Raw genomic sequence first — 20,932 nt, 5'->3', positions numbered from 1 at the left:
TCGGCAGCAAAATAGAAGGAGAGGGGTTTTGGCATGAAGCTGGTGTTGGTTGATGACGAGAAAGGCATTGTGGATGGCATCAAACTCTTAATAAACCGGTATATCCCGGAATGTGAAGTGGTCGGCGTAGCCTATAATGGCTTGGAAGGAGGAAGCTTAATTCAGAAATTGCAGCCGGACATTGTAATTACGGATATTCGGATGCCTCAAGTTAGCGGCCTCGACATGATTAAGCTGCTGAAAGACAAGGGCAGCCAGACTACATTTATTCTCTTAAGCGGATATGCTGAATTTGAATATGCACGGAGAGGTATGCAATTAGGCGTACAAGCCTATATCAATAAACCGGTCGAGGAAGAGGAGCTTCAAAGCTGCGTTCATCAAGCCATGAAAGCGATTCGTGCAGATCGGTCTAAGCGGCAGGAAGTAGCTGACTTGAAGCAGGAGGTCCATCATCTTATTCAAGAGAACGCTCTGCGGGATATCCTAGATGTCGGCAGCGATAATACGGAGCTTATGGAAGAGTGGCTTGAAATGGCGCAAATCCCGACAAAGGGAAACGGGTTCGTGGGGTTTGTACTTGAATTTGATCGTAAATTCGATGCTCTAAAGGAAGTCGGTCTACAGCAGGTGCTCTGTCAAATAGATCTGGCTCTTGAGCAGTATGACGGAGTGTATCGGTTTCGTTATACAGGCGCGCAGGTTGCCGTGGTAGTTGCTCACGGAGGGCCTATCCGCTATACGGAGCTGCTTCGTGCGGTGCAGCGTCTCCAAGAGGAAGTAAACCTAAAGCTGGGGCTTTTTATGACCATCGGTGTTGGAACGATTCAGGAAAGGGCCGCTGGCATCAGCCAGTCTTTTGAAGAAGCCCGCTATGCGCTAAGCTATAAAGTCGTCAAGGGAGCGAACACGGTAATATCATTCACTGATATTACAAATCTGTCAGGAAGGATTCAATCTGTTCCAGAAGAGAGCATCGCCAAGCTGGAAGCGGCCCTTGAGAACATGGATGAAAAGGAATGTGTAAGCATCATACACGATATTTTTCGCTTGATGGATTCCGAACCAAGCATGACCCCCGCTGATTTACAGATGCATTGTGTGAACATACTGTTAGCGAGCATTCGGAAAATGTCCTTTCAGCAGCTGCAGCAAAATGATTTTTTGGGCCGTCATATTTTGTCATTGGACGGTATATCCCGATTTCGGACCTTAGAATGCTTGGAGGAATGGATGGTTCAAGCCATTAGAAAAATAATCGAGTTCAAGCTGGAGCATAACATACCTAAGAAGAAGGATATTATTGCAGAGGTGAAGGAATATGTATCTGCCCATTATAATGAACCGATTACACTTGCGGATTTGTCTGCGCGTTTTTTTATCAGCCCTTATTATTTAAGCCAGTTTTTCAAACAAAAGACGGGAGAAACCTATGTAAGCTTTTTGAGCCGAATTCGCATCGGTAAAGCAAAGGAGCTTCTTGAAAGAACCGATTTAAAGGTGTACGAAATTTGCCAAAGGGTAGGTTACTCGGATACGCAGCATTTTGCACGGCTTTTTGAAAAACTAACGGGCTGCAAACCAAGCGAATATCGCAAGCGGCTGCCAAGCAGCTAGCCTTATTTAGCCACTCCCTGAAGGAGTGGTTTTCTATTTTCCTTAAAAATGCCCTTGTTTATCCTTAAAAATGCCCAATTGAGAGACACAACCCCTAGTTGTATATTATTCATGTAAGCGAATACAACAACGAGATATTGGGGGTGATCAGTTGAAAGAAGTTGCATTTTATCGAATGAAGGTGTATTGGCCGTTGTATGTGATGGCGATTCCGGGAATCGTTTTTCTCATTATATTTAAATATATTCCACTGGCTGGTGCTGTAATCGCCTTCAAGGACTATTCGGTGTTTCAAGGGCTGATTGATAGTCCTTGGGTAGGCTTCAAGCACTTTGAGACTTTGCTGGAGCATCCTGACTTTGCCCGAGTGTTCGGAAACACGCTGATATTAGGTTTTCTCAAGCTCACACTGGTTTTCCCGGTGCCGGTTCTTCTGGCGCTGATGATCAATGAAATTCGAAAATCGGCGCTCAAGAAAGGAATACAGACCGCTTTGTATATTCCGCATTTTTTATCTTGGGTTATCGTTGCCGGTATCGTTTTCGATTTTTTTTCATTAAGCGGATTGTTTAACATCGTTATCGGCTGGTTCGGCTTTGAACCTCTGCTGGCGATGCAGGAAAGCGAATACTTCCGGCCCATTTACGTGCTTTCATCCATCTGGAGGGATGCTGGCTGGGGAACCGTTGTGTATATAGCGGCGATCAGTGCGATTGACCCTCAACTGTACGAATCCGCGATGATGGATGGGGCGTCCAAATTCCGACAAATTCGCCATATCACCTTCCCGCTGCTGCTGCCTACCGTACTGGTACTGTTCCTGCTTGAAATCGGCAACTTTTTGGATCTTGGCTTTGATCAAGTCTATAATCTAATCACCCCGATGACCTACAACGTAGGAGATATTCTGGATACGTACGTGTTCCGGACCGGCATTCAGCAAGCGCAGTACAGCTTCGCTACGGCGGTTGGATTATTCCAGTCGATTATTGGACTGATACTGGTGTATATATTCAATCGAATGTCGAAGAAAGTATCGGATGGGGGGCTCTGGTAGACATGTTCGAATCGAGAAGCGAAAAAATATTTGTATCAGGCATTACGATCGTTCTCATCCTCCTGTCCGTCATAGCTCTCATCCCGCTGTTGTCTGTCATATCTACCTCGCTTAGCTCCAAAAACGCTGTGGATATGAATTTGGTCACCTTATGGCCGAAGCAGTTTACCTTCGACTCGTGGAGTTATATTATCGATCGTCCTGACTTATGGAAATCGTTTTTTCTAACTCTGGTCACGACGTTGATTGGAACGGTTTTGGCGCTGCTGATGACCGCGCTGCTTGCTTACCCGCTTTCGAAGTCGGAGTTCCGCTGGGGGCCCGTAATCATGATCAGCGTCGTAATCGCCATGATCTTCAAAGCCCCTATCGTACCTTACTTCCTGACGATTCGCGGCATAGGACTTTATGATAATCCGTTGGTGCTCATCATACCGCATATTCTGAATCCTTTTAATTTGATTATCATGAGAACGTTTTTTAAACAATTTTCGAAGGAGCTGGAGGAAGCGGCCTTGCTTGAAGGCTGTGGATATTTCCGGATGCTGTTTCAATTGGTGCTTCCACTGTCCAAAGCAGTCCTTGCGACACTGGCTTTGTTCTACGGCGTGGTGTTGTGGAATCAGTTCCAGCATCCGCTCCTTTTCCTGCAAAATACCGACTGGTTTCCGCTGCAAATCAAGATTCGGCAGTTTATTACAGACGATAACGTCATTATGGCGGGCGCTGCATCAACGGTTGATCTGAACTACAACGAGCGAACCTTAAGAGCGGCCACGGTTATCTTCGCTATCCTTCCGATCATTATGGTGTATCCTTTCTTACAGAAGTATTTTGTTAAAGGGGCAATGATCGGTTCGGTAAAAGGCTAGTCATCCTTTTAGGTTTTTAGGCGAACAGCCTTAAACATATTACGGAAAGATATGGGGGAAAACAAATGAACGTTAAAAAAATGGGATTAACGATAGCGGCGGGAATTTTGGCTGTTACGGTTATAAACGGCTGCGGCGGCAACACGAACACTTCGAATGATGCTGCCCAGAGTCAAACGAGCAGTACAGATGGGGTAGTCGATATTGAAGTATGGGGCACCAACATCGGTTACAAGCCGATCACCAAAGGCAGCCAGCTGTATGAATTTTATAAGGAAAAGCTTGGCGTAGGCGTCATCCATCCTTATGTGGAATGGAACGGTGGAACGAATTACCTGAATCAGCTGAACTTGAAGATTGCGGCGAACGAAATGCCAGATTTGTTTACTCCCCAACAGGGCATGGAAGACAGCTTGGCCAAAAATGGCGCAATTGCCGACCTGACAGAGCTATTGCCGAAATATGCCCCGAATCTTTGGGAAACGATACCTACTGAAATGTGGGATGTTGTCAAGGCTAATGATCCAACCGGTCAGGGGAAAATCTATTACATCCCTGGCTCGGTCGACTACGGAAGATATGCGGGGATGATTCGTCAGGATTGGCTCGACAAGCTGAACCTGCCGATGCCAACAACGCAAGACGAGTACGTCAAAGTACTTGAGGCGTTCCGGGATCAGGACCCTAACGGCAACGGTCAGAAGGATGAGATTCCAACTGGCGGCCGTCAAGATGCTCGCTGGATGGACCACTTGTTCGCGATGTACGGTGTGGCCATGTTTGAAGGGTTCCCGGAGTGGGATCTGTACGATGGCGAGCTTACTTATTCAGCCGTAACACCGAATATGAAAGCCGCTTTAGAGTTCATCGCCAAGCTGTATAAGGACGGCTTATTGGATAAGGAGACGCTTCTGAACGACAAGGCAAAGTGGGATGGGAAAATTACGTCCAATAAGGCCGGGAACTACTTCCACTGGGTGGAGCAGCTCAATCTCAATTTGGAAAACCTGCAAAAAAATACGGGTGTGAAAGCAGAATTTTCCGTGCTCCCTGTACCTAAAGTTGAAGGTTATGAGGGCTTTTACACCGGGAAAAGATTTGCTCCCCCGCAATGGGTCGTGAAGAACAATAAAGATGAAGAGAAACTAATGGCTACCTTAAAGCTGCTGAACAATATGTATGACAAAAATAATTTTAAAGCGCTATACCTCGGTGTGGAAGGCATGCACTATACAATGAAGGATGGCAAAGCCGTCAAGCTTCCGGACGATAAGAGTACGCAGGAAAATCTAGTTCTTAATCCATATTCAAGCTCGTCGACACTTGACTTTACCATTGATCTTTTTGAAAGCACCGCATCGGAAGAGAGTAAGTGGATCGTCGATCAGGTGACTAGCAATATGCAGGAAGCTCAAAAATATGCCAAGGTCATCGCCGGCGATGGTATGTCTGCCAGTGTATACGAGGGCTATCCGGATATTAACAATCGGACGCTGTTCGTGGAATATGCAGCCAAAATTATACTTGGACAATACCCAATCAGCAAATTCGATGAATTCGTAGACAAGTGGAATAAGTCGGGTGGAGAAGAAGTGACGAAGCGTGCCAGAGACTGGTATGCCAAAGTAAAGTAGTAATCCAGTAAAAAATTAATCCACTAAAGATAAAGGATTTGAATCAGGAGGGAGGCTAGGATGAGCAATCTTTTGAAGGAAGTGCTTGAAGGTCGAGAACATAATTATATCCTTCCCTTTCTCTGGCAGCATGGCGAGGAGGAGCAAGCGATTCGCGAAGAGATGGCACGTATTCATGAGGCTGGAATCGGTGCTGTTTGTGTAGAGGCACGGCCTCATCCGGATTTCCTTGGGCCGAAGTGGTGGGCGGACATGGACATCATTATGGATGAAGCTCGAAAGCGCGACATGAAGGTGTGGATGCTGGATGACGACCATTTTCCAACCGGACATGCGGCAGGCAAAGTGAAGGAGGCTCCAGAGGAGCTTCATCGCAAGTTCCTGGGTGAACGTTATATCGATACCATCGGTCCTGCCAAAGGCACCTCTCTGCTGCTGGATACATTACTGCTGAGCGGACTTCGGCCCACCATTTCGCAGAGCCAATACGCGACTGGCAAAAACAAGCTCACCTCAGTAGTCGCTGTTCGTCGAGCATCAACCAATGAAACGTTAACCAGTGAATGCATAGACTTAACTGAGCTAGTGCATGACGGCATTCTATATTGGGATATTCCTGAAGGCTATTGGCGGGTATTCATCGTTTCAGAAAACAAGGATGGCGGCAGCAAGGCGCAGGAGGATTATCTAAACCCGCTCGTTCGGAATTCGGTTCGTATTTTGCTTGATACGGTTTATGAGGCTTTTTACAATAGGTATCACGCAGATTTTGGAAATACATTTGCTGGATTTTTTTCAGATGAACCCGGGTTCTACAACGATAAGACGACCTTTGATTTCAATTCGAAGCTGGGAAAACAAGGCGTATCACTGCCTTGGAGCGATGAAATGCCGGCCCTGCTTGAACAGGCGTTGGGGGAGGATTACCGTAAGCTGCTGCATCTCCTCTGGCATGAGGCGGGGGAAAAGTCGAGCATGGTTCGGTATGCATATATGAATATCGTCAGCAAGCTTTACGGGGAAAGCTTCTGCAGCCAGATCGGAGAGTGGTGCAGAGCCCACGGGGTAGAATACATTGGACATGTGCTGGAAGATAACAACGTTCATGCAAGGCTTGGCTCCGGCGCAGGCCACTTCTTCCGCTCGCTTTGGGGACAGGACATGTCGGGTATCGATGTGGTGCTGTGGCAGATCGTTCCAGGCTTCGATGAAATGTCTTTTCGCTGGCCGGCAGGGGAGACAGACAGTGAATTTTTCCACTATGGCCTTGCAAAGCTAGGTGTGTCGCTGGGGCATATCGATCCGAACAAAAAGGGCCGGACGATGTGCGAATTGTATGGAGCCTATGGATGGGCAGAAGGGCTAAAGCTGATGAAATGGCTCACTGACCATATGCTCGTTCGTGGCGTCAATTATTTTGTTCCACATGCATTCAGTCAAAAAACGTTTCCGGATCCAGATTGCCCGCCGCATCTGTATGCAGGTGGGAAAAATCCGCAATACCGCTATTATAAGCATCTGAATCATTATATGAATCGGATGAGTCACCTGATTTCAGGCGGGCGGCATGTGGCGACCGCAGCAGTCGTTTATCATGCTGAGGCCGAATGGTCGGGGGAGGCGATGTATTTTCATAAGCCAGTCAAGCAATTGATGCAAAATCAGATCGACTGTGATGTTGTTCCCGTTGATATTCTTGTGGAGGCGGCGAGTGTAAAGGATAGCAGGCTGCTGATTAATCAGGAAGATTATCGTTGCCTCATCGTTCCTTATGCAGAGGCGCTGCCAGCGGCAATACTCCGGTGTTTGGTCCAGTTCGCCGATCAAGGTGTTGCCATCCGCTTTATTGATGACTGGCCTGCACGCTCGAGCGAAGGCAGTGACGTATCTGCCGAGCTAACCGGTCTTGCTCATCATCGGAACGTAAAGCTTGTCGCATTAGACCAACTAGCCCAACAATTAATGGCTGATGGGTATTACGATATGAAAGCTGCTAGTTACGAGCCATATCTACGGAATTATCATTATGTTCATGAAAATTTGGCTGTATTCATGTTTTTTAACGAGCACCCGCATCAACGCATTTTTACGGAAGTTGTGTTGCCTGTCCAAGGCGAAATATATGCCTATGATGCTTTTCTGAATCGGTTGACCAAATGCAAGGCAAACAGGGAGACTGGAGCGGTGCAGCTGGAGCTTCATCCCTATGAATCGATTGTTCTTCTCCATGGGGCTGATCTTGGAGACTTCACCGTGCTTCCAGAGCAGCGGACCGTAACAGGAATGGATATAGCAGGTGAATGGACGATTTCCACCGCTGATGCTGAGCACTATCCTTCGTTCAATGAATGGGGGAGAATGACGGCTTTAACAAACATGAGCAAGCCAGATTATTTACCGCGATTTTCCGGCACCTTTCGTTATGAAACGGAGTTTGAATGTACGCAGCATTGGAATCAAGCCTTATTAAATCTTGGGGAAGTCTATGAAACGGCAGAAGTATGGGTAAACGAAGAGCAAGCTGGCGTGCGTATATGTCCACCCTACCAGCTAGAAATCGGCGGTCTGCTGAAAAAAGGAAAAAATAAGCTTGTCATTGAAGTTACGAATACGCTCGTGAAGGACCAGCGCGACTACTTGTCGGCTTTCTCGCAGCAGGAACCGAGCGGGCTCATTGGGCCTGTACGGGTGGATGTGTCAGAAGATTAACTTATTTAATGAAGGAATCCATATTTTTGCAGCAGGAGTCGCCTGGCATAACAGGCGGCTTCTGCTTTTTTGTCGCGAATAAATCAATTTTGAACCGGGGTCCCTTTTCATTGGTTTTGAGATTCATAAAGTATGGATTCAGCAATCGTTATGCCGGTACGGTGTTAACTTAATTTAGTGTATATGCTCAGGGTGACACTAACCTTTAACACAGTACCTGTACTAAAAGTGCGTACTTACATATTTATAGTGCAATCTTTATACTCAGAGCATGAAATAAATAATTTCTATACGCCTGGAAATATTGAAATTAAGAAAGAGGGATAATTTTATGTCAAATGTCTGGAAAATTTATTTATTAGCTGCTGTTAGCTTTTTGGTTGGAACATCCGAGTATATCATAGCAGGGATTCTCGACACAGTTGCAAGAGACGTTAATGTCTCCGTCGCTGCTGCTGGTCAGCTCATTACTGTTTTTTCACTCGCCTATGCTTTTGGAACACCTTTCCTTATCGCATTTACAGCACGAATGGAGCAGCGCAAGCTTTTAGTTTATTCACTTGGGGTATTTGTGATTGGAAATATTATCGCCGTGGTTTTACCTGGCTTTGGATTTCTTATAGTCTCACGCGTTATTCTTGCACTAAGCATGGGAGTATTCGTTGTAACCTCCTTTACTGTCGCTACCAAGATGACTCCACCTGATAAACAAGGAAGTGCAATTGCAACGCTCCTTATGGGCTTTAGCACCTCGTTGATTATCGGTGTTCCGCTAGGCAGAGTTATTGCTTCCGTTTATGATTGGAGATTAATCTTCGGGGGAATCGGTGCACTTAGTATTCTTGCGATGATCGTTATACTCTTAGTCATCCCACGCTCAAATGGCGATGAATCGGTTCCCTTGCGCAAACAGCTTGCTTTAATTAAGCAACCGAAAATAATGGCAGCCCTAATGATCACTTTCTTATGGATTTCTGGTTATTCTATTGTCTACACCTACATTTCTCCCTTCCTGCTGTCGGTTACAGGGATGAACAGTAAAACAGTCATCATTGCTTTATTCGCTTTCGGGATTGCCAGCTTATTCGGCTCAAAGTTTGGCGGCTATAGTACAGATAAATGGGGATTCCCTCGTACTTTATTTGTCAGTATGGTACTGCATGCAGTAGCCTTAGTTCTACTGTCATTATCAGGCCAATGGCCTGCTATCGCTTTCCTTGTACTCATATTTTGGGCTCTCTCCGCTTGGTCAACAAGTCCAACTCAGCAATATCACTTAATGACGCTTGCTCCGGCTGCTTCAGGCATTATGGTGAGTATGAATACTTCCGTTTTACAGCTTGCTATGGGTGCTGGTGCAGGAATTGGAGGCGTTGTCGTGGAACAAGCTTCCTTAGCTTTGATTAGTTGGATTGGAGCTGCGGTTATTGCCATCGCTGCAACAACCGTTATGGTATATTTACGAGTAACCCGCTCTAAAACTTCACCAGAACTTAGAAAGATATAGAAAAAAACTAATATCTAAAAGATTGGTGCTTAACCAACTGCAAGACTGCTATAAAAAAGAAGTATTTCCCTGTTCAGGAGATACTTCTTTGTCATATATACAAAACAACTATGCCTACCGCTGTACAGCCTCCAGAGCTGGCGAACTGTTTTTCTCTCCCCACTCGCACATCATATTTAACAATGGAATGAGAGAAAGACCACTTTCAGATAATGAATATTCAACTTTTGGAGGTATTTGGGGATATTCCTTGCGTATGATAAGCCCATCTGCCTCCAGCTCTTTTAACATGATGCTTTGCGTTTTAAAGGAAATGGTACCGATAGATCGTTTCAGCTCATTAAACCGCATTACCTTATTTTCAGACAGCCAATACATAATGATCATTTTATATTTACCGCCTATTAAGGACAACGTGTATCCAAAGCCAGTTTCTTTTAGTTTCACGCCAGTTGGAATATAGGTTTCGCTCACAAGCTACACTCTCCTTTTGGTAAGTATATGATATAAATATGCATACTTAATAATACATCATTATGCAATCTTATTGAAAGGATCATGCTGCTTACCACATGCTGCCCGGCCCTGCTACCAGCCCCTCAAACCCACCCCGTAAATTCCAATATCGACGCCTTTGCTGATTGTGCTTCGGATTTCGCCCCTTTGCGCCATTCTTTTGGAGATGCTCCCATAAGCTTGGAGAAGCAGCGATTGAAGCTGGAAATGGAATGAAAGCCGACCTGCTCGGAGATCGAAAGGATCGAAAAATCTGAGCTCTTCAACAGCTTGCAGGCCTCTTCGATCCGGGTGCTGTTCAGGAAATCAAGAGGAGCGCTGCCCATGATTTCATGGAATTTTCTGCGGAAATGGGTGGTGCTTAAGTGGCATAGATCGGCCAGAAAATCGATGGTAATAGGGGTCATATAGTTTGTCGTGATATATTCCAGTGCTGGAGAGATGACAAAATCCCACTTCAGACCTTGCTCCGTTTCTTGTTCGGCCAGCATTTCATTCGTGGAATGAATTCTAATGAGCTCTATGTAAAGGGATAACAATAAGCCGTAGGCACTTTCCTGATAGTACGGATTTTGCTGCTTCAATTCCTCTACAACCGACGTGGCAAGGGAATAGATTTTGGGATACTGCTCCTTATTTAAAATACAGTGCTTTCCCTGGACCCTCCACAGGTTCGGCTCGAAGCTGCTGTAAGCACTCTTAAAGGTTTGCTGAAACAGATCCTCCGGTGAAAAAAAGAGATAGGACCATAGACTAGCTTCATTAGGCGAGCTATACGTGGTGTGGGGAAGATATCTGGGAAGGAAGGTCACATCGCCTGCCTTGAAAGGTACCGTTTCTCCTTTGATCTCCATGCTGCCGCTATCCGAATGGCAAATACCGATCTCCAAGTGGTTATGGAAATGAAGATGCTCGCTTTTGATATCCGAAATTCGCCAGCGTTCCCCGCTTAACAGCAGAACAGGGAAGTTGATCGGCAAGCTGTAGTGGCGGTATTCGATGACGGGCTTCTTTTTTCTAGGCATATTCCACACTCTCGTTCCCATTACGTTAATTTGAGTTGATTATAGGTGAAAGCACTGCCGAATTCAATGAGCGCACAAAAATAAATGATCGAAATTGCACATTTTTTCTACGAATATGCTTAGATGTAGACTATTTTAATGCTTACAATAGAGATTATAAAGCGTTTACAATAACTCGGATGGCTCTCAGGCGCCTTTGGGAGACATGTGCGAAGGAGAGGGGTATTTAATATGCTTCAAATTACTTATGACAGGGAAGAGATTTTAAGCGTTATAGACAAAGTTACGAGAAAAACACTAGCTATGGATTTAACATGGGACTGGCCTTGCGGAGTAGCTTATTATGGTGTATCCAGAGCTTACCAGGCAACAGGAAATAAAGAGTATTTGGATGCGCTTATCAGTTGGGCGGATGAATATATTGAGCTGGGCTTGCCGAGCTGGACGGTCAACACCTGTGCGATGGGCCATGTGCTGATTACGTTGTATGAAGAAACCGGCAACCAGAAATATTGGGATATTGTGATGAGCAAGGTGGATTATCTCCAAAATAGTGCGCTGCGGTTCGGAGATCATGTGCTGCAGCATACGGTGTCCGTGTCCAACGATTTTCCGGAGCAGGCTTGGGCGGACACGCTGTTTATGGCGGCATTTTTCCTGCTGCGGGTAGGCAGCAAGCTGCAAGATCAGGCGATGATTCAGGATGCCCTGAATCAATATTACTGGCATATTAAATACCTGCAAAACCCTAGCACCGGCCTCTGGTACCATGGCTACAATAATGTGAAGCAGGATCATATGTCTGGGTTCTACTGGGCGAGAGCAAATGCCTGGGGTGCTTATACGATGTCGCAGGTTAAGCCGCTGCTAAAGGAATGGTATTTGTATCCGCAGTGTATGGACGTGGAGTGCTCGCTCCGGGATCAGTTGGCCGCACTGAAGCTAGTGCAGACGGAGAACGGCTTGTGGCGGACCTTGCTCGATGACGTGGAATCCTATGAGGAGGTATCTGCGTCCAGCGGAATTGCGGCGGCGATGATCAATAACGGCAACCCGCTGCACACCAAATATGTGCAGAAGGCCCTCAAAGGCATCATGGAAAACATTAGTGAGGATGGACGGGTACTTTCTGTATCTGGCGGAACGGCAGTCATGAAGGACCGGGAAGGGTACCGCAATATTCCAAAAGACTGGATTCAGGGCTGGGGACAAGGCTTAGCACTCGCTTTTCTATCCGATATGCTTAAATAGGAGGGAATCCATTTGTCTAAACAAACGACGGGAGCCTTTACCCTGCCGGGTGAAGCTGGTTATGAGGCACTGACGCTGGAATTAGCGGAGCGCTGGGGCGCCGATGTCATCCGTGACAGTGACGGCACGAAGTTGTCAGATGAGATTATTAACGCAGGCTACGGTATCTATTCTACAATCTGTATCGTTAGAGACCATAATGAGTGGGCATCGCAGAATTTAGATAAGCTGCAGCAGTGTTTTTTAATTACGAATCCGAAGGTAGCGGTGCAGGATTATTTATCCGTTTATTTGATGGAGGACTTTTTCGCTGAGCAGTTCAGAGTCAATGATTCCAAAGAGGCGTTTAAATATTGGCAAATTGTTGACCGGACGACCGGGGAAGAGGTTCCGAGAGAGCAGTGGAATTATGACCGCGAATCGGGGAATGTGGTGCTTACCGGAATTGTGCCTTGGCATAAATACACGGTCAGCTTCATGGCCTACCGGATCTGGGAAGAGATCTCCATGTACAATCACACCACGAATAACTGGGACAAAGAGCATCTAATGCAGATTGATCCAATGTATCTGGAAACGCAGCAGTATATGCTCGACTGGACGGAAAACTGGTGCGCCCAGCATAAGGAAACAACGGTAGTCCGGTTTACCTCCTTATTTTATAATTTTGCCTGGATCTGGGGCAGCAGCGAGCGCAATCGCCATCTGTTCTCGGATTGGGGCTCCTATGATTTCACGGTGAGTGCCAAAGCGCTTGATCTGTTCGCCAAAAAGTATGGCTATTCGCTGACGGCCGAGGATTTTGTAAATGGCGGCAAATACCGCGTCAGTCATATTCCGGCGGAGCAGCGCAAGCTCGACTGGATGGCATTTATTAATGATTTTGTCATTGGCTTCAGCAAACAGCTGATTGATATTGTGCATAAGCATGGCAAGCTGGCTTACGTCTTCTATGATGACAGCTGGGTGGGCATGGAGCCATATAATGATCGTTTTCCGGAGTTTGGCTTCGACGGCATGATCAAATGCGTATTCTCGGGTTATGAAGCACGAATGTGTTCAGGGGTAAAAGTGGACACGCATGAAATCCGGCTGCATCCTTATTTATTCCCGGTCGGATTAGGCGGACTGCCTACCTTTATGGAGGGCGGCGATCCTACGCTGGATGCCAAGAAGTACTGGATCAATATCCGTCGCGCCCTGCTAAGAGAGCCAATTGATCGGATCGGATTGGGCGGATATTTGCATTTGGTGGAGCCTTACCCGGAATTCTGCGATTATATTGAGAAGATTGCCAATGAATTCAGGGAGATCAAAGAGCTGCACCAGCAAGGCAAGCCGTATCAGATCAAGACGAAGGTTGCGATTTTGCACAGCTGGGGCAAGCTCCGATCGTGGACCTTGTCCGGCCATTTCCATGAGACCTACATGCATGATCTGATTCATATCAATGAGGCGTTATCTGGCTTGCCGGTTGAGGTCGGATTCATCGATTTTGAGGATATCCGTCAGGGAAAACTACAGGACTATGATGTGGTGATTAATGCCGGCTCGGCCGGTTCAGCATGGAGCGGCGGAACGCACTGGAACGACAGCAAATGCGTGGACATGCTGACCAAATGGGTGTATGAGGGTGGTACGTTTATCGGGATTAACCAGCCTTCGGCGGTAGAAGGGTATGACAGCTTTTTCAGAATGGCCCATATTCTCGGTCTGGATGAGGATACCGGCGCCAGAGTCGTTCATGGCAAATGGACTTACGAGGCTCGTGACGAGCACGGACTGGTGCCTGTTGGGGCTAGCATTGCAGCTAAGAAGGGCATCTATCTTACCGACGGGTCAGCTGCGGTTGCGCATGAAACGGACGGACAAATCACGCTGTCTACGCATGCTTTTGGCAAAGGCAAGGGAATCTACCTTCCTTCGTTCGAATTCAGCTTGGAAAATACCCGATTGCTGCTGAACCTGATCCGCTATGCCGGCAATGAGCTGAATGAAACGAAATACATGACGGATAACTTATATACGGAGTGTGCATATTATCCGGAAAGTAAATTACTCGTTGTAATTAACAACAGCGATCAGCTTCAAAGCACGACAATTGATACGGAATATGGACAACAGACGCTTGAATTAGCTCCATATGACACGACGATCATGACGATTGGCGGTTTATAAACATAGAATATTAATTAATGAATCCGCAAGGTTGTCAAAGGTTATCAAATGCAGAAAGCCGCTCTCTAATGGAGCGGCTTTCTGCTTCCTATACACGTCTCATGAGCAGCACGACTGTAATGCGGGCAAGAGGGAAACGAATTAATCAATCTCTAGCCATGCTTCGAAAAAATTACGCAGTTCTTGTCCTTCTTCCTTGGTTGAAACAAGATATTTGCAAATAATCTGACCTGGCTTGTACCCCAAACGTTGTGAAGTGCTCCAAAATTCCTCTGCATTCATTTGTTTGTCGCGGTTCATCCAGAGCAATCCATGCAAATAATTTCTTTCTTCATCGTCACCTTCGCGTATAATATTTTTTACCTCCGAATCTACAAACATGCCGCAGACCATCGAATCATTAAAAGGACCAGCAAGTATATCTGCCGATAGACCAGGGTCATCCAAATACAACTGCACCATTTCTTTATCCTGAAAATTAAAAGAACGGACTGGTGATAGCTTGGCTTTTATTACGCGTAGTGGTTGATCTTGCATATGCTGGTATTTTTCGAGCTTTTTTTCTCTTGCTTCGATTCGTTCGGTCACTTGCTGCAAATAGGCGATTTTCTGTTCCAATTCAGTCTTTGTTTCTCTCAATAATAAGTTTAAATCATCGGCACTCTTGGTGTTGATGATTTTGATTGTTGATAAGGGGAGCTCAAGACTTCTAAAAAAAATAATATCACAAATATCGAGCATCGTTTGGTATGAAAAATTCCGGTAGTTGTTATCGTCATTGCGTTCAAAGCGAATCAGGCCCTCTTTATCCCAAAACCTCAAAGTTGATGTAGGCACACCGAGAGCTTCCGAAACATCGCTGATCTTTATTAATGGTTCCATGTATTATTTCCTTTACTTAAGTTATTGACTTTAAAGTTGCTTTAAAGTTTATAATTTTTGATTGTAGCATATTAGAAAGGCGAATAGAACTAAACTTTCATATGCGCATTTACTTAGAGAACTTGTAAAGCATCGATAAAGAGGAAACACAGGGGGAGAGCAACGATGGTTACGTTACTGCTAATTATTATTTATCTCGCATTTATAGGTCTTGGATTGCCAGATGCCTTGCTAGGCAGTGCTTGGTCAGTTATGAAACTCGATATTGGCGCCAGAACAGAAATGGCAGGTTATATATCGTTAGTGATCTCATTTTGTACGGTTATATCCAGTTTATTTGCAAGCAGATTGTTGCATAGATTTGGCACAGGTAAGGTAACTTTATTCAGCATCCTATCAACAACGATCGCCTTATTTGGATTTTCTTTATCAAACGAGTTTTTATTCTTTATATTCCTTGCAATTCCTTTGGGCTTAGGCGCCGGTTCTGTAGATGCAGCATTAAGTAACTATGTAGCGCTGCATTTCAAAGCCAAGCATATGAGCTGGCTGCATTGCTTCTGGGGAGTTGGAGCCATGTCGGGACCTATTGTTATGTCATTTTCGCTTGATAATGGAGGTGACTGGCGTGCAGGATACGTTACGATAGCGATATTACTTACTGTTATAGTGGTAATATTATTGGCATCGCTGTCTTTGTGGAGAATATTGGATAATAAAAAGCTAGGAAATGACGACGAAAAGAAAGCAGTCAGTAACAGAGAGGCTTTGCGAATCCGTGGTGTTAAAATGTCCATGGTTTCGATGCTTTGTTACAATGGCTCGGAAACAGCCGCAGGTCTATGGATGGCGTCCTTTTTTATAGCTAGTAAAGGGATTTCTCCTGGGAAAGCAGCGGCCCTGTCCTCCTTATTTTATATTGGCATCATAATAGGACGTATCTTTTCAGGATTTCTCTCGACTTATGTATCAAGTAAAAGCCTTATAAGATATGGTGGATTAGTTGGCTGTGTGGGACTGCTGGTTCTTATTTTACCGGTTCCATACGGGGTTGCTGCAGGAGCTTTGTTTGTAGTAGGGCTAGGTGGCGCACCCATCTATCCTAGTATTGTTCATGCAACACCGGAACGATTTGGGGAAAAAGCTTCTCCGAGTGTAATTGGACTTGAAATGGCAAGCGCTTATACGGGTTCAACTCTGATTCCATTATTAATGGGGATTATTGCAAGCCAATTCGGTATGTTCATGGTACCCATTATTTTGCTGATCCTGTTTAGTATTATGTTTGCATCTTCAGAAATGGTTAATAGAGTTCACAAGCATAAGCTTGTATAACGCAGTACTAATTCAGCAAATATCATCATCCTACATAGTTTTCTTTAAAATTCATGGCTGATCTGGCCTCAAGTTCATCCCTCTGCTTGTTCCTTCTCTTATCTGCGCATGATATCATCATTATTATTCGTAGTTTTGGAATCGAGCAAGCAGGGGGGCAAGGAATCAATGTGGGGTATAAAGCAATTCGTGCAGCAGCGCAAGTTGTTGTTAAAAATGATCTTCTCTTATTTAATCGTCAGTTTTATATTAATCGGTATTTTTTCATTTCTTGTCGTCGATAAAGTGACCGGGAATTTGACCGATGATATTTTCGACTCGGTGGAGACGATGAACAATCAATCCTTTAATACGGCGAATGTGCTGCTTTCATCGACCTATCATTATTTTTCATCCGTCTATATTGGCAATGAGCATATCATTAACGGGTTGTACGGGGAACAATTCTCCGTTTTGGATACGTACCGAATTAATCAATATTTAATTGATTTAAAGGCAGCCAACCCCTTAATTGAATCGATATATATTTATAATTTTGAAAATGATGCCGTTTTCTCATCGGAGACGATGCTGCAAACCGTAGACGATTTTTATGATCAAGATATGACCCAAATTATTAAAAATACGAATACGTCCAAGCTGGGCATTTTTATACCGCGCCATTTGGTCGCCTTAAAATCGGATCTGAAAATAGATAAAAACCTGATCTCGCTCGTTTATTCCAAATATGCGACCAAAGAAATCGTGGACAGTACGTTTGTTGTAAATCTGGACCAGCAGACGCTGCAAAATCTAGTCACCAAGGGCATCGGCAATGAATCCCTTCAATCGATGATCATTAACGAGGAAGGAACCGTTATCTCTCATTCTGATTCCAGCCTGATCAACCAAAATTGGGGGAGCGAGGCGCATATTAAGAAAGTGATTCAATCGAAATTCGACAAAGGCGAATTGAGGGAAGAGATTGATGGCAAAAGCTATCTGATTTCATATATGAAAGCGGATTCTTTGGGCTGGAGCTTCATTGGCATGGCGGAAATAAACAGCCTGCTCACAAAGGTAGATAAATTAAAGCAATTTATTGTATGGCTGACCTTTATTTTTATCGCGATTGCGGCGCTGACGGTGCTGTTCTCTATTCGCTTAATCTACACCCCGATACATCGGCTGATTAAACGAGTGGGCTCCTCTCTCGGAGAGCTGCGTGATGGCGCACAGCTTAATGAATATGAGTTTTTAACAAAATCCTTTCAGCATTTGGAAAGCAAAGTGAGCGATTTGCAGCATAATATTTCGGGTTATAAGCCTGCGAGAAGGAAGGAGCTGCTGACCTTTGTCGTGAAAGGCGGGTACGTTCCGCATGTGCATGACAAGCAGCTTTCAGAGCTGGGCATTCGTTTTAAAGGTGACCGGTTTCAGGTGTGCATGCTGCGCTTGGATGGTTTCGAGCAGCATTTTGGACGGATGGATTTAATGGATGTGTCCTTAATTAAGTATGCTGCGGCGAATATTGCCGAGGAAATTATTGCAGGCCAGCTTCAAGCAGCTGTGTTTGACGATCAGGATGATGGCATCGTTATGCTGCTGCATTGGTCATCCGAGAGCGAGATTACGCAGCATGCTATTTTGAAAATGATTCAGGATGTGCAGGCTAGCATTTCCTCTTATTTGAAAATCAGTGTGACGGCTGCGGTAGGCAGCGTCGTTCATACGATAGAAGAAATTCCGCATTCCTGGAATTTGACCTATCATGCGTCCCGTTATCGTTTGATTTACGGCCATCATGCTTTCATCACGTCTGAAGCTATTCGCGCTAATGAGCAGCAGGAGCATGAATACCCTGTCGCGTTCGAGAAAGCGATAACGGACAGTCTGAAGATGGGGGAGCGGGAGAAGCTCCAGCAGGCGATTGGCGATTTTTTTCATGAATTAAAGGGCTATCCGTACGATGAAATTATGTTTTTCCTGTCCCAGCTATGCGGAAGCATGATCCGAATTTTCAAAGGCATGCTGAACGAAGAGGATTTAATGTACAATGGCATCTCTGCCCTGCCGGAGAAAATAAGAAAGCAGGAAACGATTGAACAAATGGAAGTCGAATTTCAGGCGGTATGTGGGCAAATCATGGAGCGGAGAGATCAAAATTCATCGCAGAAAAACGTGAAGGTCGTTTTGATCATTACGGATCTCATTCAGCAGGAATACGCTAATCCGAATTTATCGGTGGAAGGATTGGCGGAGCAAGTGGGCTTATCTACCAATTATGCCCGCAAAATATTTAAAGATCAGACAGGCAAATCCATTACCCAATATTTGACGGATTATCGTTTTGAGAAGGCGAAGCAGCTATTGCTGGAAACGGATCATTTGGCAGGAACGATATGTGAAATGATCGGCTTGACCAGTAAAAATCATTTTTATGCCGCGTTTAAAAAGTATACCGGAAAGTCGCCGATTCATTTTCGCAAGGAATACCAATTAATCGATAAATTGAAGGATATCCAAACGCAAGAAGGCTGATGCAGCCATTGATTTCGCGTGGAATGGGGGGATTAGTCGTGAAGGCAAGTCACTTATCAAATTATAGATTAGCTCTTATACTCGTGTTGGCCTGTCTTCTTCTTGCAGCGGGCTGCCAAGGAAGCTCTGCCAAAAGCCTAAAGAATGCGGCGACAAAGCAAGAAGAGAAAGCGGATGATCCCGTCACCTTAAAGGTGATGTTCTTTGGGAGCGAGCCAGCCGATATGGACAAAATTTTGGCGGAATTTGAGCGTTTAACGAAAGATACCCTCCACATCAAGCTGGACATTTCATGGGATATGGCCGATACCTACAATCAGAAAATGAAATTGAAAATGGCTGCAGGCGAGCAGATTGATATGCTGTTCGATGCTTCGTGGATGAATTTGGAGCAAAACATTGGACAAGGCTACTACCAGCCCTTGGATGATTATTTTCAGAATGAGAAGTACCCTGGCTTGAAGCAGGCGTTCCCGCAAGCGGTTTTGGATGCTAATCGGATCAATGGCCGCCTGTATACGATTCCTTTGATGAGCAATTATGCGGATTTTGGCACGATTTTCATTCGGAAGGATTTGCGGGAGAAATATGGGCTGCCCCAGATTCAAAACATGGAACAGTTCAAAGTGTTTTTGGAAAAGGTTGAGCAAAACAATCCGGAAATCATTCCGTTCGGAATTGGCAATCGCGGATTTTTTGATATGTTTTATAATTTTAACGATAAGCAAACCCGGTTTCGAGCAGTGCCTCATGTGATTTATGGGACGGGCGTTGAATTTAATTTAGTTTTGTCTGACGACGGCAAGCATGTTTTAGGCGCAACAACAATAGGAGATCCAGACGCGGACTACGCCAAGCTGCCTGCGCCGTTTAATCAATCCGATTATTTCTACAGCCACAATGATAAGAGAGTAGAATTCAGCCGTTTCATTCCGAGGGATGTGCTGAGCAATGTAGAGGATCTGGTCGTTACGGGGAAAGCGGCTGCGGGAGAAGGGGCCATAAGCGGCATTTCAAAAATCAAGCAGCGGCTGAAGGCAGCCGTGCCGGAAGCGGATCTAGAGGTTTTTGTTTATAATGATGCGGCTCGCACGATGCAGCCGAAGGCGATAGGAACCTCCTATAAAGCGTGGAATAATATCGTCATCCCGATCTTTTCCAGGCATAAGGAGGAGTCGATGAAATTTATGAATTGGCTGTACGAGAGTGAGGCCAATCATGATCTATTCGAGCTAGGTATTGAAGGGCTGCACTGGAACCAGAAGGGCGACCATATGTATGAGATGACGCCGTATGCGAAGGATTATTTGTTTCCCGCCTACGAATTGACGCTTAACCCGTTATTATCCCGTCTGAATGCTGATCATGACGAGCAGACGCTGCAATATTTGCAATATCAGGCGAGCGAGGATTCTTATTATCGGGTAGCCTTAAGCGGCTTTACCTTTAATCCCGAGCCGGTGAAAATTGAAATCGCGAAAGTGCAGCCGCGCTACGATGCTTTTAATCTCATTACGCAGGCCGGGCTTGAGCCGAACTGGCGAGAAGAGGCAAGCAAGCTGAATGCCGAGCTTCGCAGGCTGGGACTGGAGAAGATCCGGGCAGAGTTTATAAAACAGGTACAGGCATATATCGATAGCGGTGGCCACTAGATAAGGGCTAGCCCACAAAGTCATTTCATGACGGCGGGGGCGGCCCTTTTTTGTGCGTTTTAGGTAGAAAAAGTGAGATTAGATAGTTCATAAATGGTAATAAACATGGTTTTCCCTAGATTGAATTCTAGCCTCGAACAGCCCGAAACGAAATAATAAAGGAGCCAGTTGGAGCTT

General features: G+C 45.3%; 14 protein-coding genes. 11 read left to right on the top strand and 3 right to left on the bottom strand.

Features of this window, described 5'->3' with window-relative positions:
- Positions 1-33: 33 nt before the first annotated feature.
- From AC50Y5_RS20415 to AC50Y5_RS20390, 6 genes are all read left to right on the top strand, one after another.
- Positions 34-1,617, top strand: coding sequence for a helix-turn-helix domain-containing protein (locus AC50Y5_RS20415; protein WP_494863361.1), 1,584 nt, complete (start codon positions 34-36; stop codon positions 1,615-1,617).
- A gap of 151 nt (positions 1,618-1,768) precedes the next feature.
- Positions 1,769-2,674: an ABC transporter permease gene (locus AC50Y5_RS20410; protein WP_494863359.1), complete on the top strand. Its 906-nt coding sequence runs from the start codon at positions 1,769-1,771 to the stop codon at positions 2,672-2,674.
- A gap of 2 nt (positions 2,675-2,676) precedes the next feature.
- Positions 2,677-3,546, top strand: a complete 870-nt coding sequence (locus AC50Y5_RS20405) for a carbohydrate ABC transporter permease (protein ID WP_056041051.1) — start codon at positions 2,677-2,679, stop codon at positions 3,544-3,546.
- A gap of 65 nt (positions 3,547-3,611) precedes the next feature.
- The gene (locus AC50Y5_RS20400) at positions 3,612-5,180 is read left to right on the top strand and encodes a type 2 periplasmic-binding domain-containing protein (protein WP_494863357.1); all 1,569 of its coding nucleotides are present in this window, start codon (positions 3,612-3,614) and stop codon (positions 5,178-5,180) included.
- Positions 5,181-5,240: 60 nt separating this feature from the next.
- Positions 5,241-7,889 carry a glycosylhydrolase-like jelly roll fold domain-containing protein gene (locus AC50Y5_RS20395; RefSeq protein WP_494863355.1) on the top strand — a complete coding sequence of 883 codons (2,649 nt, stop codon included), beginning with the start codon at positions 5,241-5,243 and terminating at the stop codon, positions 7,887-7,889.
- Positions 7,890-8,220: 331 nt separating this feature from the next.
- The gene (locus AC50Y5_RS20390) at positions 8,221-9,396 is read left to right on the top strand and encodes an MFS transporter (RefSeq protein WP_494863353.1); all 1,176 of its coding nucleotides are present in this window, start codon (positions 8,221-8,223) and stop codon (positions 9,394-9,396) included.
- Positions 9,397-9,510: 114 nt separating this feature from the next.
- On the opposite strand, the gene AC50Y5_RS20385 is transcribed toward AC50Y5_RS20390, so the two are convergent.
- Together AC50Y5_RS20385 and AC50Y5_RS20380 are read right to left on the bottom strand one after the other, a co-directional pair.
- Positions 9,511-9,870 (bottom strand): winged helix-turn-helix transcriptional regulator, encoded by a 360-nt coding sequence (locus AC50Y5_RS20385; protein ID WP_056041055.1) that lies wholly within the window; start codon positions 9,868-9,870, stop codon positions 9,511-9,513.
- Between the two features lie 125 nt (positions 9,871-9,995).
- Complete coding sequence (locus tag AC50Y5_RS20380; protein WP_494863351.1) at positions 9,996-10,937, bottom strand: helix-turn-helix domain-containing protein; 942 nt, start codon at positions 10,935-10,937, stop codon at positions 9,996-9,998.
- A gap of 231 nt (positions 10,938-11,168) precedes the next feature.
- Between AC50Y5_RS20380 and AC50Y5_RS20375 the strand changes: the two genes are divergently transcribed.
- Both AC50Y5_RS20375 and gnpA read left to right on the top strand, forming a co-directional pair.
- Entirely contained in the window at positions 11,169-12,188 is a 1,020-nt protein-coding gene (locus tag AC50Y5_RS20375; protein WP_494863349.1) for a glycoside hydrolase family 88/105 protein, read from the top strand.
- 12 nt (positions 12,189-12,200) lie between these two features.
- A complete protein-coding gene (gnpA, locus tag AC50Y5_RS20370) occupies positions 12,201-14,366 on the top strand; it encodes a 1,3-beta-galactosyl-N-acetylhexosamine phosphorylase (RefSeq protein ID WP_494863347.1) in 2,166 nt (721 codons plus the stop codon).
- 141 nt (positions 14,367-14,507) lie between these two features.
- Here the strand turns inward: gnpA and AC50Y5_RS20365 are convergent, their stop codons facing one another.
- Positions 14,508-15,248 (bottom strand): MerR family transcriptional regulator, encoded by a 741-nt coding sequence (locus tag AC50Y5_RS20365; protein WP_494863345.1) that lies wholly within the window; start codon positions 15,246-15,248, stop codon positions 14,508-14,510.
- 165 nt (positions 15,249-15,413) lie between these two features.
- Here AC50Y5_RS20365 and AC50Y5_RS20360 point away from each other — a divergent pair, with 165 nt between their 5' ends.
- The 3 genes from AC50Y5_RS20360 to AC50Y5_RS20350 all read left to right on the top strand — a co-directional run bounded on the left by AC50Y5_RS20360 (position 15,414) and on the right by AC50Y5_RS20350 (position 20,755).
- Positions 15,414-16,583: an MFS transporter gene (locus AC50Y5_RS20360; RefSeq protein WP_056041083.1), complete on the top strand. Its 1,170-nt coding sequence runs from the start codon at positions 15,414-15,416 to the stop codon at positions 16,581-16,583.
- 168 nt (positions 16,584-16,751) lie between these two features.
- Positions 16,752-19,103 carry an AraC family transcriptional regulator gene (locus tag AC50Y5_RS20355; RefSeq protein WP_494863342.1) on the top strand — a complete coding sequence of 784 codons (2,352 nt, stop codon included), beginning with the start codon at positions 16,752-16,754 and terminating at the stop codon, positions 19,101-19,103.
- A gap of 38 nt (positions 19,104-19,141) precedes the next feature.
- Positions 19,142-20,755, top strand: coding sequence for an extracellular solute-binding protein (locus tag AC50Y5_RS20350; protein WP_494863340.1), 1,614 nt, complete (start codon positions 19,142-19,144; stop codon positions 20,753-20,755).
- Positions 20,756-20,932: the final 177 nt, after the last annotated feature.

This window comes from Paenibacillus sp. JT22N7, assembly GCF_059383875.1.
The sequence above is the reverse complement of the archived record's forward strand: the minus strand, read 5'-3'. Positions and strand labels throughout refer to the sequence as shown.

Bases quoted from the DNA above. Each gene is read 5' to 3' on its own strand.
- AC50Y5_RS20405 (WP_056041051.1), top strand. From the start codon at position 2,677: ATGTTCGAATCGAGAAGCGAAAAAATATTTGTATCAGGCATTACGATC.
- AC50Y5_RS20365 (WP_494863345.1), bottom strand. From the start codon at position 15,248: ATGGAACCATTAATAAAGATCAGCGATGTTTCGGAAGCTCTCGGTGTG.
- AC50Y5_RS20400 (WP_494863357.1), top strand. From the start codon at position 3,612: ATGAACGTTAAAAAAATGGGATTAACGATAGCGGCGGGAATTTTGGCT.
- AC50Y5_RS20355 (WP_494863342.1), top strand. From the start codon at position 16,752: ATGTGGGGTATAAAGCAATTCGTGCAGCAGCGCAAGTTGTTGTTAAAA.
- AC50Y5_RS20360 (WP_056041083.1), top strand. From the start codon at position 15,414: ATGGTTACGTTACTGCTAATTATTATTTATCTCGCATTTATAGGTCTT.
- AC50Y5_RS20415 (WP_494863361.1), top strand. From the start codon at position 34: ATGAAGCTGGTGTTGGTTGATGACGAGAAAGGCATTGTGGATGGCATC.
- AC50Y5_RS20395 (WP_494863355.1), top strand. From the start codon at position 5,241: ATGAGCAATCTTTTGAAGGAAGTGCTTGAAGGTCGAGAACATAATTAT.
- AC50Y5_RS20380 (WP_494863351.1), bottom strand. From the start codon at position 10,937: ATGCCTAGAAAAAAGAAGCCCGTCATCGAATACCGCCACTACAGCTTG.
- AC50Y5_RS20390 (WP_494863353.1), top strand. From the start codon at position 8,221: ATGTCAAATGTCTGGAAAATTTATTTATTAGCTGCTGTTAGCTTTTTG.
- AC50Y5_RS20375 (WP_494863349.1), top strand. From the start codon at position 11,169: ATGCTTCAAATTACTTATGACAGGGAAGAGATTTTAAGCGTTATAGAC.